Source organism: Meiothermus luteus (assembly GCF_003574085.1).
Taxonomy (GTDB): Bacteria; Deinococcota; Deinococci; order Deinococcales; family Thermaceae; genus Meiothermus; species Meiothermus luteus.
Window position 1 is genome coordinate 1 of the sequence record NZ_QWKZ01000003.1, and the last position, 12252, is coordinate 12252.

General features: G+C 65.0%; 14 protein-coding genes. 11 read left to right on the plus strand and 3 right to left on the minus strand.

What is annotated here, in order from left to right:
• The coding region (locus tag Mlute_RS00840) for a M20/M25/M40 family metallo-hydrolase (RefSeq protein ID WP_147371016.1) at positions 1-938 on the minus strand (938 nt) is incomplete at its 3' end.
• Positions 939-1015: 77 nt separating this feature from the next.
• Here Mlute_RS00840 and deoD point away from each other — a divergent pair.
• Complete coding sequence (gene deoD, locus Mlute_RS00845; RefSeq protein ID WP_119358886.1) at positions 1016-1720, plus strand: purine-nucleoside phosphorylase; 705 nt, start codon at positions 1016-1018, stop codon at positions 1718-1720.
• 1 nt (position 1721) lies between these two features.
• On the opposite strand, the gene Mlute_RS00850 is transcribed toward deoD, so the two are convergent.
• Positions 1722-3239: a CoA-acylating methylmalonate-semialdehyde dehydrogenase gene (locus tag Mlute_RS00850; protein WP_119358887.1), complete on the minus strand. Its 1518-nt coding sequence runs from the start codon at positions 3237-3239 to the stop codon at positions 1722-1724.
• Between the two features lie 141 nt (positions 3240-3380).
• Here Mlute_RS00850 and Mlute_RS00855 point away from each other — a divergent pair, with 141 nt between their 5' ends.
• The 7 genes from Mlute_RS00855 (at position 3381) to folE2 (ending at position 8686) form a co-directional block, all read left to right on the plus strand.
• Positions 3381-4328, plus strand: a complete 948-nt coding sequence (locus Mlute_RS00855) for a nitroreductase family protein (protein ID WP_119358888.1) — start codon at positions 3381-3383, stop codon at positions 4326-4328.
• A gap of 397 nt (positions 4329-4725) precedes the next feature.
• Positions 4726-5118: a helix-turn-helix domain-containing protein gene (locus Mlute_RS00865; RefSeq protein ID WP_119358889.1), complete on the plus strand. Its 393-nt coding sequence runs from the start codon at positions 4726-4728 to the stop codon at positions 5116-5118.
• A gap of 18 nt (positions 5119-5136) precedes the next feature.
• Complete coding sequence (locus tag Mlute_RS00870; protein WP_119358890.1) at positions 5137-5604, plus strand: GyrI-like domain-containing protein; 468 nt, start codon at positions 5137-5139, stop codon at positions 5602-5604.
• 10 nt (positions 5605-5614) lie between these two features.
• A complete protein-coding gene (locus Mlute_RS00875) occupies positions 5615-6334 on the plus strand; it encodes an ImmA/IrrE family metallo-endopeptidase (protein ID WP_119358891.1) in 720 nt (239 codons plus the stop codon).
• Between the two features lie 8 nt (positions 6335-6342).
• Entirely contained in the window at positions 6343-6750 is a 408-nt protein-coding gene (locus Mlute_RS00880; RefSeq protein WP_119358892.1) for an NUDIX domain-containing protein, read from the plus strand.
• On the plus strand, positions 6747-7460 hold the full coding sequence (tmpR, locus tag Mlute_RS00885) for a bifunctional dihydropteridine reductase/dihydrofolate reductase TmpR (RefSeq protein WP_119358893.1): 714 nt from the start codon (positions 6747-6749) through the stop codon (positions 7458-7460). The genes Mlute_RS00880 and tmpR overlap by 4 nt, the downstream gene beginning before the upstream one ends.
• Positions 7461-7657: 197 nt before the next feature.
• Entirely contained in the window at positions 7658-8686 is a 1029-nt protein-coding gene (gene folE2, locus Mlute_RS00890) for a GTP cyclohydrolase FolE2 (RefSeq protein ID WP_119358894.1), read from the plus strand.
• Here the strand turns inward: folE2 and Mlute_RS00895 are convergent.
• The gene (locus Mlute_RS00895; RefSeq protein ID WP_119358895.1) at positions 8683-10539 is read right to left on the minus strand and encodes a phosphoenolpyruvate carboxykinase (GTP); all 1857 of its coding nucleotides are present in this window, start codon (positions 10537-10539) and stop codon (positions 8683-8685) included. The genes folE2 and Mlute_RS00895 overlap by 4 nt on opposite strands.
• 85 nt (positions 10540-10624) lie before the next feature.
• Here Mlute_RS00895 and Mlute_RS00900 point away from each other — a divergent pair, with 85 nt between their 5' ends.
• From Mlute_RS00900 to rnpA, 3 genes are all read left to right on the plus strand, one after another.
• A complete protein-coding gene (locus Mlute_RS00900) occupies positions 10625-11629 on the plus strand; it encodes a tagatose 1,6-diphosphate aldolase (RefSeq protein WP_119358896.1) in 1005 nt (334 codons plus the stop codon).
• An 83-nt stretch (positions 11630-11712) separates the two neighbouring features.
• A complete protein-coding gene (rpmH, locus tag Mlute_RS00905; RefSeq protein WP_119358897.1) occupies positions 11713-11871 on the plus strand; it encodes a 50S ribosomal protein L34 in 159 nt (52 codons plus the stop codon).
• 46 nt (positions 11872-11917) lie between these two features.
• A complete protein-coding gene (gene rnpA / locus Mlute_RS00910; protein WP_119358898.1) occupies positions 11918-12250 on the plus strand; it encodes a ribonuclease P protein component in 333 nt (110 codons plus the stop codon).
• The last annotated feature ends 2 nt before the right edge of the window (positions 12251-12252 follow it).

Sequence of the window (12252 nt, forward strand, 5' to 3'; positions counted from 1 at the left end):
CCCAGGTGGAGCCCCAGCCCCTCCCCGATGCGGCGGGCTGTCTCGAAAAGGGCCATGGAGGCCTGGGTGGGCTCCATGGGCGGGCGGTTGAGGCCGCCTTCTAGGCGTAAAAGAGCACCGGGGAGTTCCGGCCTCAGCGCCCTGAGCGCCGTTTCTATTCGCTCGGCCTCGGCCTGGGTCCAGACCCTAAGGTCTATCTCCACCCAGGCTTCCGCGGCCACCACGTTGGAGGTGGTGCCGCCCCGGACCACGTTGGGCCCCAGGATGGTGCCCTTCTCCCAGTCCTGTAGGGCCACGATGCGGGGAATTTGGTGGGCCAGCTCCAAAATGGCGTTGACGCCCTTTTCCGGTTCCACCCCCTGGTGGGCGGCCTTGCCCTGGGCGGTGAGCCGGTACTGCCCCACCCCCTTGCGGGCCACCTTCAGGTCGCCGTTGCCCATGGGGGGCTCCAGCACCAGCACCGCCTGGCTCCGCAGGGCGGCCTCCTCTATGGCCGCCCTTGAGGCATGGGAGCCCACTTCCTCGTCCGGGGTGAAGAGGAGCTCGAGCCGGGGCCAGCCCAACCCGAGCTCCCGGTTGGCCCGCAGGGCCCAAAGGAGCTGCACGATGCCCCCCTTCATGTCGTAGACGCCTGGCCCGTAGGCCCGCTCCCCCTCCACCCTCCAGAGGGGTTGGAAGCTGCCGATGGGGTGTACCGTGTCGTAGTGGCAGAGTATCAGCACCGGCTTTCCCTCGCCAGCCACCTCTACCCGCAGCAGGGGGCCGTTGGGGGTCTGGGTCTGGGTTACGGGGCCGAAGGGGCGGAAGTGCTCCTCAATCCAGCCAGCGGCCTCCTCCAAGCCCGCCTGGTGATGGGAAGGGGATTCGCGGATGACGAGCGCTTCCAGGTCGGATAGAATCGCCGAAAGCCGGCTTTGCAGGTAGTCCAGGGGTCTCACAGGCCCATCCTAACGCCAAAGGGCTGGCTCGAGCAGGCCCCAAAGGGTGGGGTTGCCCGTGGGGTACTATAAGCACCATGACGCCGCACATTTCTGCCCCCAAAGAGGCCATTGCTGAAATCGTGCTGCTCCCGGGAGACCCCCTGCGGGCCAGGCACATCGCCGAGAGCTTCCTAGAAGACCCCGTGCTCTACAACCAGGTGCGGGGCATGCTCGGCTACACCGGCACCTACCGGGGCCGCCGGGTGAGCGTGCAGGGAACCGGCATGGGTATTCCCTCGGCCAACATATACATTCACGAACTTATCCAGTTTTACGGCTGTAAGACCTTGGTCCGGGTGGGGACCGCGGGGGCCATCCAACCCCACCTGCGCCTGCGGGATTTGGTCATCGCCCAGGCCGCCTGCACCGACTCCTCCCTCAACAACCTGCGCTTTGGTGGGCAAAACTACGCCCCTATCGCCAGCTTTTCCCTCTTGTACCGGGCTTTTGAGCGGGCCCAGGCCCGGGGGATGCCGGTCTATGTGGGCAACGTTCTCTCCACCGACACCTTCTACCCCGAAGACCCCGAGGCCTACCGGCTTTGGGCCCAGTACGGGGTGCTGGCGGTGGAGATGGAGGCCGCCGGGCTTTATACCCTGGCGGCCCGCTTTGGCGTGGAGGCCCTTTGCATCCTGACCGTGAGCGACCACCTGATAACCGGGGAGCGCTCAACCCCCGAGGAGCGGCAGGAAACCTTCAACCAGATGGTTGAACTGGCCCTGGAGACGGTGGCAGGGTAGCTCAGCGCACCTGGGGGAAGCCCAGGTCTACCTTGGAGGTGCTGGGATCGGGCCAGCGGCTGGTGACCACCTTGGCTCGGGTGTAGAACTGAACTCCCTCCGGGCCGTACATGTGCAGGTCGCCGAACAGGCTGGCCTTCCAACCGCCGAAGCTGTAGTAGGCCACCGGCACCGGGATGGGCACGTTAATCCCCACCATTCCCGCCTCCACGTCAAACTGGAACTGCCGGGCTGCCCCGCCGTCGCGGGTGAAGATGGCGGTCCCATTGCCGTAGGGGTGCTCGTTGATGAGCCGGACCGCTTCCTCGTAGGTTTTGACCCGTACCACGCTGAGCACCGGACCAAAGATTTCCTCGTCGTAGCACTTCATGCCGGGTTTTACGTGGTCCAGCAGGCTTACCCCCAGGAAGAAGCCCTCCCGTTTGGCGATAGGGTCTTGACGGCCGTCCACCACCACTGTGGCCCCTTCTTTGGGCGCGTTTTCAATATAGGAGGCCACCTTGTCGCGGTGCTCGCGGGTGACCAAGGGGCCCATCTCCACCCCTTCTTCCAGCCCCGGCCCCACCTTGATTTTGGGCAAGCGCTCCTTGATGGCGGCGATCAGGGCTTCGGCGGTGCTATCGCCCACCGCCACCACCACCGAGATGGCCATGCAGCGCTCCCCGGCGGAGCCATAGGCGGCGCTTACCGCGGCGTCGGCGGCCATTCCGATGTCGGCGTCGGGCAGCACCACCATGTGGTTCTTGGCCCCGCCCAGGGCCTGTACCCGCTTTCCGTTTTTGGTGCCGGTCTCGTAGATGTACTTGGCGATGGGGGTAGAGCCTACGAAGCTCACGGCCTTGATCTCGGGGTGCTCCAGCAGCCGATCCACCGCTACCTTGTCGCCCTGCACCACGTTGAAGACCCCATCGGGAAGCCCCGCTTCCTTCAGCAGCTCGGCCAGGAAGAGGCTGGGGGAGGGGTCTTTTTCCGAGGGTTTGAGGACGAAGGTGTTGCCGCAGGCGATGGCGTTGGCGAACATCCACATCGGCACCATGGCCGGGAAGTTGAAAGGGGTGATCCCGGCCACCACGCCCAGGGGCTGGCGAATTTGGTAAACGTCTACCCCCCGGCTTACCTGCTCGGAGTAGCCGCCTTTGAGAAGGTGGGGGATTCCGGTGGCGAACTCCACGTTCTCTAGGCCCCGGGCCACCTCACCCAGGGCATCGGCCAGGGTCTTGCCGTGCTCGAGCACGATCAGCTCGGCCAGCCGGCGGCGGTTTTGGTCCAAGAGCTCCCGGAACTTGAACATGATCTCGGCCCGCCGCGAAAGCGGGGTCTGCCGCCAGCTTTTGAAGGCCTCTTTGGCCACCGCCACAGCCTGGTCCACCTCTTCCACCGAGGCGAAGTCCACCACCGCCTGCTGCTCGCCGGTGGCTGGGTTCCAAACCGGCCCGCTGCGCCCCGACCGGCCCTCCACTACCCGGCCGCCAATCCAGTGAGAGACGCGCTTTAGGGTTACTTGGGGTTCCTTGACCATACCTGCCTCCTTTGGGCTTCGTGTGAGAGTAGACTTTGGCGCCCAGACAGATTCATGGTAGGCGCAGGGCCCGGCCGGTGCAATGGACAGGGTGTCTAAAGACTCACATTCAGCTGGCCCCTCTCTATTAGGCTGGCCGCCATGAGCGAGCTGTATGCCCTGTACCAGCGCCGCGCCAGCGTGCGGAAGTTTAAGCCCGAACCCTTGCGGGAAGGGGATCTGGAGAAGATACTCTTCGCCGCCCAGCGCGCTCCCACCGACGCCACTGCGCAGATGTACAGCCTGTTGCGGGTCAGCGATCCCCTGCTTCGGCGCCAGATATCCAGCCATTCCGGGCGGAACCCCCACATAGAGACCTGCGCGGAGTTTTTCCTGATTCTAGCCGATGTCCACCGGCTGCAGAGGCTGCTCGAGCACCGAGGGGAGGCGCTTGGGCGCTGGCCCCGAACCGCCCTGCACTTTGCCATTGTGGACGCGGTGCTGGCCGGGAGCGCCTTGGCCACCATGGCCGAGAGCCTGGGTTACGGCATCGTCTGGATTGGGGGAGTTTTGAACGGAATTCGGGAGATTTCCCGGTTGTGTGGGCTGCCTCGAGGCGTGGTCCCGGTGGCAGGGCTTTGCGTAGGGGTGCCCGACGAAGCACCTCCGCCCCGGCCGCGCCTGCCGCGGAGCATGGTGCTGCACGAGAACCGGTACCGGGCCTACGAGCCTGAGGAGCTCGAGCAGGCCTACGCCCAGATGGCCCCCATCGCCCGCGGGGGGGACTGGCACGAGCTGCTCAAGCGCTACTTTGCCCAGGGGGGCACCATGGAGGCCCGTGAACCGGCCTACCGGGTCTTTACCGCCCAGCAGGGCTTTGAACCCGACCTGCCGGCAGAGCTGCTGGAGCGCCTCCAGGAGAGGGGGTTGGAGGCAGGCAGCCTGGGGGAGCTGATTGCCCAGGCCCACGCCCGGGGGTTTCGCAGCCTTCAGTTTCACAGCCAGGGCCACGTTTGGATAGAGAAAGAACCCGCCGCCTACCGGGGCCAGGGGGCTCCGGGAGAGGCCCTGGGCCAGGCCCTGTTGGAAGCCTTGGAACAGGAAGGTTAGAGGGCTCGGCGGCTCACGGACGTGAGGACTGAGGAGCTGGAAGAGTCGGGAGAGGCGGCTTTCAGGGTAGTAGGTCTCGCGGTACAGGACGGTGGCCTCCAGCCAAGCCTGGGCCAGGGGCCGGGCGGTAGGCCGCAAGCGGGGAATTTTTTTCCGGAGTTCTTGCTCTAGGGCGTAAAGCCCCACCGGGCCCTTGCGGTTGTCCAGCTCGGTCAGGACGTTCAGGACCTCGCTGGGGTGGGCCTTGCCCCGCCCGATGCTCTGCCAGATTCTTTCTTCACAGCTCATAAGCTACCTCTTTTTTATGATTATAGCATAAAAAAGTCTGCATAACACGATGTCTAGGGGGAGAGATTACGCCTTGACCATAGAAAGCTTTTATGCTAGCGTCAGAATCATGACCCTAGCCGAACGCCTGCGTGAGCTGCGCACCCAAAGGGGCTGGCGCCTGAAGGACCTATCCGAGAAAAGCGGGCTTTCCGTGCCTTACCTCTCCGACCTCGAGCGGGGCCGCACCAACCCCTCTTTGGAAACCCTACAGACCCTGGCCGCCTCCTACGGGCTCAGCGTCAACGACCTTTTGGCCCCGGTGGACTTCTACGGCGAGCGTACCCCTGCCTCGCTGCCCAAGGGACTGGCGGAGCTGATTGCCGACCCCCAGCTTGGGGCGGAGATAACCCCGGAGTGGCAGCAGACCCTCTCTCGGATCGAACTGCGGGGCAAGCGGCCGGAGTCTAAGCGCGACTGGTACGAGATATACCTGCACCTCAAGCGGGTCTTGGAGGGCTGAGGGCCTCCGCCCGGCCGTATGGAGCGTCCGATCCTGACCCGAGAGTGGGGTTTTCTGGTGGCGGGCTACGCGGTGCGCACCGCCCACAGCGCCGAGGCCGACCCCAGCAGGGCCCGGCTCCCTGGGCTCTGGGCCCAGCTAGAGGGGGGGGCCCTCGAGCTGGCCCTGCCCCGCCGGCTGGCCAAGGGCAAGCCCTTTGTGGTCTACCACGACTACGATGCGGACCAGGACCGCTGCACAATGCTGGTGGGCTATCAGGTGCGCGGGCTGGAGGATGTGCCCGATGGGCTTGCTGCGCTCAACGTTCCTTCGGGGCGCTATCTGATGTTCACCGCCCAAGGGCCCCAGCCCCAGACGGCCCGCCGGGCCTGGGTGGAGGTAGAGGCCTACTTCCGCCAGCCCCACGCGCCGCGGCGGGCCTACAGCTTTGATTTTGAGGTCTACGAAAACCATCTGCGGGCCTCAATATTTGTGGCGGTTCGCTGAGGGAACACTGGTGGACCTGCGTCAACGGGTTTTGGATCTGGCCCGGGCTTACCGCCGGGCCCAGGCCCCTCTCACCCCGGCGCGGCTGGCAGGGGGGGTAGGGGTCCACCTGGCCTACGGCCGGATGCCAGAGGGGCGTTTTGGCGCCTGGATGCCTGAGCAGAACCTCATCCTGCTGGACCCTCAGGCCCCGCTGCGGCGGCAGCGCTTCACCCTGGCCCACGAGGTCATGCACCTCCTCATCCAGCAGGACCCCGACCTCCTCTCCGAGCTGCACGAGGCCTACGCGGGGAAGGCGCTGGAGCGGGAGCTGGAGGCCCTGTGCAACCTGGGGGCGGCGGAGATGCTCCTGCCGAGTGAGGCGGTGGAGGCGGCCATCGCCCGGAAGGGGCAGACCCCAAGGCTGGTTTTGGAGCTGGCCGAGCAGCACCAGGTTTCGGAGGAGGTGGCCATCATCGCCCTGGCTGAGCGAGGCCCGGTCCCCTCCTTGGTGCTGATGGCGGGAGGACAGCCCCTGCGGGTCTACTTCAGCGCCCGGCACCCCAGCATTCCCGACCGGCTCTCCCGGGGGCTGGGTTTTCGCCGCGAGGACCCCTTGGCGGTGGCCTTGGAAACCGGTCTGCCCCAGCGGGCCGAGGCCCGCCTGCCCAACCATGCCCAGACCTACCACCTCGAGGCCTACCCCAAAGGGGGACGGGTTTACGCGGTTTACAAGGCCCGGCTAGACTGAGGCGGTTTATGGAGTACCCTATTCCCACCGTGGGCGCGTTGGCTCGAGGGCCCCAGGGCCGCGTGTTGATCGTGAGGACGGCCAAGTGGAACGGGCTTTGGGGGGTGCCGGGGGGTAAGGTGAACTGGGGGGAGCCGCTGGAGGCGGCCTTGAGGCGCGAGTTTTTGGAGGAGGTGGGGCTCGAGCCCTCCCGGCTTCGCTTCGCCCTTCTGCAGGAGGGGGTTTTTGACCCGGAATTTTACAGGCCGGTGCACTTTCTGTTCGTGAACTACTTTGCCGAGGTGGCGAGCGAGCGGGTGCGGCCGGGCCAGGAAATTTTGGAATGGGCCTGGCTGGAGCCAGAGGTGGCTTTGGGCTACCCCTTGAACCGGATTACCCGTGGCCTCCTCGAGGTCTACCTGCGGGAGGAGGGATGAGGCGGGTAGCCCTGGTGACCGGCTCCGCCAGGGGTATCGGGCGGGCCATCCTGCTGGCCTTGGCCGGGGCCGGTTTTGACGTGGCGGTCCACTACCGCACGAGCGAGGAGGAGGCCGAGGAGACCCGCAGGCAGGCCGAGGGGCTGGGGGTGCGGGCCATTAAGCTTAGGGCCGATGTGACCCGGCTCGAGGAGGCCCAAGGGCTGATCCGCGCTGTGGTGGAGGGCCTGGGGGGGCTTCATGTTCTGGTCAACAACGTGGGGGACTACCTCAAAAAGCCGGTGGAGGCCCTGAGCCCCGAGGAGTGGTGTAGGATACTGGACTCTAACCTCAATGCCCCTTTCTACCTGACCCAGGCCGCCCTCCCTTACCTGTGCGCGAGCGGCTACGGCCGGGTGGTGAACCTGGGCTTCGCTGGGGCCCAACAGCTTCGGGCCTGGCCGCAGATCACCCCTTACGCGGTGGCCAAGACCGGCCTCATCCTCTACACCAAGGCCCTGGCCCAGCGCCTGGCGCCTCGGGGGGTCACGGTGAACGTGGTGGCCCCCGGGGTGGCCGAGAACTCCGTTTCTAAGCCGGTGAGCGAGATTCCCATGGGTCGCTTGGCGGCCCTGTCGGAGGTGGCCCGGGCGGTGCTCTTTTTCGTGGAGGAGGGCAGCGGCTACCTGACCGGGCAGGTGCTCGAGGTGGCCGGGGGTTGGAACCTCTGACCGCGCTGGGGCGCTTAGACCATCGTTCAGGTTACGTTTAGCCTTCGTATAAGGTGGCATATTGGGCGGGTGTGGTCTGAAGCGTCCACACGGGCCCTCGGGCTGGGCGGAAGGGAGACGGCCCAGGGGCCCCGGCTGGGCTCCCTTCACCTGGCCACCAGACTCTCGAGGTTGCTGGTGGGAATAAGGAGACGCCCTTGCTTCGCTACGACGATAAGCAAACCCTCGAGCCCCTCCCTCCTAGTGGGCAAAACGGTGGCAGAAAGGCCTACCTGTTTCGCAATACCGATGGCGCCGAGCCGGTGATTCCACGGGTCTACGACGCCCATTTCCGCCCCGATGAGGCCTACCGGGCCAGCCTGCCCGACATGACCGAGACGGTGGATGCGGTGGAGGGGGCCAATGTGCCCATCCCGCAGGTGGGCATTGCGGGTTTCCGGCTGCCCCTTCGCTTCGCCGTCCCCTCAGGGGAGCCTTTGCTCCTGGAGGCCCGGGTGACGGGAACGGTCTCCCTCGAGGCCGACCTCAAAGGCATCAACATGAGCCGGATTATCCGCACCTTCTACGCCCGAAAGGAGGCGATCTTTGACCTGGATACGCTGGCCCAGGTGGTGCGCGACTACCAGCGGGAGCTGGGCAGCCTCAGCGCCCGGGTCAGGGTGGCCTTTAGCTACCCTATGCTGGTGCCCTCGCTCCGCTCGGGTCTGGAGGGCTACCAGTACTACGATGGCCGCTATGAAGCGGCGGTAGAGGGGAGCGGGCCGGTGCGCCGCTATGTCGAGCTGGACTTTGTTTACTCCTCGGCCTGCCCTTGCTCGGCGGAGCTGGCCGAGCACGCCCGCGACGTGCGGGGGGCCTACGCCATACCCCATAGCCAGCGTTCGGTGGCCCACCTCAGGGTGGAGGTGGCGGAAGGGGCCCGGCTGCACCTGGAAGACCTGGTTCATCACGCCCGGGAGGCTCTCAAGACCGAGGTTCAGGTGATGGTCAAGCGAGAGGATGAGCAGGCCTTTGCCGAGCTGAACGGGGTCTACGTGAAGTTCGTGGAAGACGCGGTGCGCCTGCTTTACGCCAGGTTGGTGGCCGACCCCCGCATCCACGACTTCCAGGTAGCCTGCGCCCACCTGGAGAGCCTGCACGCCCACGATGCGGTTGCGGTGATAGCCAAGGGGGTGCCAGGAGGTTTTCGGCCCGACTTCACCGATTTTTCCAGCCTGGTGCGCTAGGTGCTGTACCCCTCACCCCCCACGTCCCAGTGCTGGGGAGAGCGCCAGAGATTGGAGATAAGAATCTCCCGCATGGCCAGGAACTCCTTGGGCATCCGGGTGTAGAGCTTGATAAAGAGCTCCTCGTGGGAGAGGATTTCCTTGAGCCATAGGTCGCGGTCTATGGCCATCAGCTCCTGAAACTGCTCCTTGCTGAAGTTGAGCCCCCGCCAGTCCAGGTCTTCGTAGCGGGGCACGTAGCCCAGGGGGCTTTCGGTGGCGTAGCCCCGCCCGTTGGCCCGCTCCACAATCCACTTCAGCACCCGCATGTTCTCACCGTAGCCGGGCCACAGGTAGTTTCCGTCCTTGTCCTTGCGGAACCAGTTCACGCTGAAGATGCGCGGAGGGTCCACCACGCGGCGGCCTATATCCAGCCAGTGGTTGAAGTAGCTGGCCATGTGGTAGCCGATAAAGGGCAGCATGGCGAAGGGATCGCGCCGCACCTCGCCAATTTGTCCGAAGGCCGCTGCGGTCATCTCCGAGCCCATGGTGGCCCCTAGGTACACCCCGAAGCTCCAGTTGAAGCTTTGGTAGACGAGCGGGACCACCGTGGCCCGCCGACCGCCGAAGATGAAGGCCTTGATGGGCACCCCCTTGGGATTGTCCCACTCGGGGTCAATGGCCGGGTTTTGATGGGCTGGAGCGGTGAAACGCCCGTTGGGGTGGGCTGCTTTTCGGCCGCAGTCGGGCGTCCACTCGTTGCCCTGCCAGTCAATGGCCCTGGCCGGGGGCGGGCCGTCCATGCCCTCCCACCACACGTCCCCCTCCGGCGTGAGGGCCACGTTGGTGAAGATGGTGTTGGCCCGGATGGTCTCCATGGCATTGGGGTTGGTGGCGTAGGAGGTACCGGGGGCCACCCCGAAGTAGCCCGCCTCGGGGTTAATGGCATACAGGCGGCCGTCGGGGCCGGGCTTAATCCAGGCGATGTCGTCGCCCACCGTGGTAACCTTCCAGCCCTCTTCCTGGAAGGGCTTGGGGGGGACCAGCATGGCGAAGTTGGTCTTGCCGCAGGCCGAGGGGAAAGCCGCCGCCACGTAGGTCTTCTGGCCCTTAGGGTCTTGTACCCCCAGGATGAGCATGTGCTCGGCAAGCCAGCCCTCGTCGCGCCCGATAACGCTGGCAATGCGCAAGGCCAAAGCCTTTTTGCCCAGCAAGGCGTTGCCCCCGTACCCGGAGCCGTAGCTCCAAATGCTGCGCTCCTCGGGAAAGTGCACGATGTACTTGGTGGGGTTGCAAGGCCAAGGAACGTCTTTCTGACCGGGTGCTAGAGGCATGCCCACGCTGTGCATACAGGGCACGAAGTCGCCGTCCTCGCCCAGCACATCGTAGACCGCCTTGCCCATCCGGGTCATGATTCTCATGTTGACCACCACATAGGCCGAGTCGGTGATTTCTATGCCGATGTAGCTGATGGGCGAGCCCAGCGGCCCCATGCTGAAGGGCACCACGTACATGGTGCGGCCCCGCATGCAGCCGTCGAAGAGCTCCAGGAGGGTGGCCTTCATCTCCTTGGGGTTGACCCAGTTGTTGGTAGGACCGGCGTCCTCCTTGTTAAGGGAGCAGATGAAGGTGCGGTCTTCCACCCGGGCCACGTCGCTGGGATCGGTGCGGGCTAAGAAGCTGCCCGGACGCAGCTTTGGGTTCAGGCGGATGAAGGTCCCGCTGGCCACGAGTTGGTCGCACAGGGCCCGGTACTCCTCCTCTGAGCCATCGCAGAAGTGAACCGCGTCCGGCTTGCACAGGGCCACCGCTTCGGCAATCCACCGCTTGACCCGTTCGTTTCGGATGTAGGGGGGAAACTCGAGGTTCTGCATGTCGCATTAACTCTAAAGGGTAGGGCCAGTTCTTGCACAAGCACTTTGCTGGGCCTGGTTGTAGACTTGGGGGTGGAGGAGCGTTATGAAGCTGAGCCGAGGGAAGTACCAGCGGATACAGGCCTGTGCGGACGAAAGAGGGGTCATTGCTGCTGCCGCCATGGACCAGCGGGGTTCGCTCCGCAAGGCCATCGCCAAGGCCAAAGGGGCCGAGGTTAGCGATGCTGAATTGACCGAATTCAAGACCGCGGTGGTCAAAATCCTAACCCCCTACGCCTCGGCGATTCTGATGGACACCGAGTATGGCTTGCCAGCTCTCCAGCACAAGGCTCCCCGTACCGGGGTTCTGTTGGCTTATGAGAAGTCGGGGTACGATACCAGCGTACCCGGGAGGCTTCCCGACCTTCTTCCTGAGCTGAGCGTGCGGCGCATCCAGGAGCTTGGTGGGGATGCGGTTAAGATCCTTCTGTACTACAACCCCGAGGACGATGCCAAAATCAACGCCATCAAGCACGCCTTTGTGGAGCGCGTGGGGGCGGAGTGCGCTGCGCTGGAGATGCCCTTTTTCCTCGAGCCCATCGCCTACGACGACCGGTTGGGAGAGGGGCTGGAGATGGCCAAGGCCAAGCCGCGCTACGTGGCCAAGTACATGGAGGAGTTCTCTAAGGACCGCTATGGGGTGGATGTGCTCAAGGTGGAGTTCCCCTTCAACATCGCTTATACCAGCGGCACCTTGGGCTTCAAGGGCGAGGCTGCCTACACCCGCGCCCAGGCCCTGCAGTTCCTGAAGGACACCGCCAGCGCTGCGGGCAAGCCCTTCATCTACCTTTCGGCCGGGGTGAGCGACGCGGTTTTCCGGGAGTCGCTGGAGATGGCTGCGGAGGCCGGGGTGCCCTACAGCGGGGTGCTCTGTGGACGGGCCACCTGGCAGGACGGCATCCCCGTGTACGCCCAAAAGGGCCTGGCGGCCCTGGAGGATTGGCTCTCCGACCAGGGGGTGAAGAACATCCAGATGCTCAACGCTGTGCTGGCCAAAGGAGCCAAGCCTTGGTGGACGGTTTACGGCAGCCCGGAGGCGGCTTTGGCCTAAGGCTTTTCGCCTTGGGGGGTTTGTGCTAGACTGCAAGGGTTGCCTGGCTCGGCCCGGCAGGACTTCACGCCTGGAGGAACCCGATGAAGCGCACTTGGCAGCCCAACAAGCGTAAGCGGGCCAAGACCCATGGTTTTCGTGCCCGAATGAAGACCGCCGGCGGCCGCAAGGTGCTGGCGCGCCGTCGCGCCAAAGGCCGCCACAAGCTTACCGTGAGCAGCGAGCCCCAGCTTCGGCGCTAAGCCTGGGGCAACGCCGGGGCTCCCCAGTTTTGGGGAGTTTTTTACCATGCCCTTCTCTTCGCTAAAGGGGGAAAAAGCCTTCCAACGCCTGCGTGGGGGGCGGGTGGGGCGCGGGAAGTACCTGGTGCTCCGCTGGCTTCCCTTGCGGCCTACCGCCTACAACCCGGTGCGGGTGGGCATTGTGGTCTCGAGCAAGGTTTCCAAGAAGGCCACCGTGCGCAACAGAATCCGCCGACGCTTGCGGGAGATTCTTCGGAAGATGCACCTTCCGCCCTCAGAGATGGTCATCTGGGTGCAGCCTGAAGCGGTAGAGGCTTCCTACTGGGACCTGCTGCGCGACCTAGGGCATGCTTTGAAGAAGAGCGGGCTGGTACAATAGCA

Coding starts and splice junctions, on each gene's coding strand:
- rpmH (WP_119358897.1), top strand. CDS start 11,713: ATGAAGCGCACTTGGCAGCCCAACAAGCGTAAGCGGGCCAAGACCCAT.
- Mlute_RS00865 (WP_119358889.1), top strand. CDS start 4,726: ATGACCCTAGCCGAACGCCTGCGTGAGCTGCGCACCCAAAGGGGCTGG.
- Mlute_RS00895 (WP_119358895.1), bottom strand. CDS start 10,539: ATGCAGAACCTCGAGTTTCCCCCCTACATCCGAAACGAACGGGTCAAG.
- Mlute_RS00870 (WP_119358890.1), top strand. CDS start 5,137: ATGGAGCGTCCGATCCTGACCCGAGAGTGGGGTTTTCTGGTGGCGGGC.
- Mlute_RS00880 (WP_119358892.1), top strand. CDS start 6,343: ATGGAGTACCCTATTCCCACCGTGGGCGCGTTGGCTCGAGGGCCCCAG.
- Mlute_RS00900 (WP_119358896.1), top strand. CDS start 10,625: ATGAAGCTGAGCCGAGGGAAGTACCAGCGGATACAGGCCTGTGCGGAC.
- Mlute_RS00855 (WP_119358888.1), top strand. CDS start 3,381: ATGAGCGAGCTGTATGCCCTGTACCAGCGCCGCGCCAGCGTGCGGAAG.
- deoD (WP_119358886.1), top strand. CDS start 1,016: ATGACGCCGCACATTTCTGCCCCCAAAGAGGCCATTGCTGAAATCGTG.
- tmpR (WP_119358893.1), top strand. CDS start 6,747: ATGAGGCGGGTAGCCCTGGTGACCGGCTCCGCCAGGGGTATCGGGCGG.
- rnpA (WP_119358898.1), top strand. CDS start 11,918: ATGCCCTTCTCTTCGCTAAAGGGGGAAAAAGCCTTCCAACGCCTGCGT.
- Mlute_RS00850 (WP_119358887.1), bottom strand. CDS start 3,239: ATGGTCAAGGAACCCCAAGTAACCCTAAAGCGCGTCTCTCACTGGATT.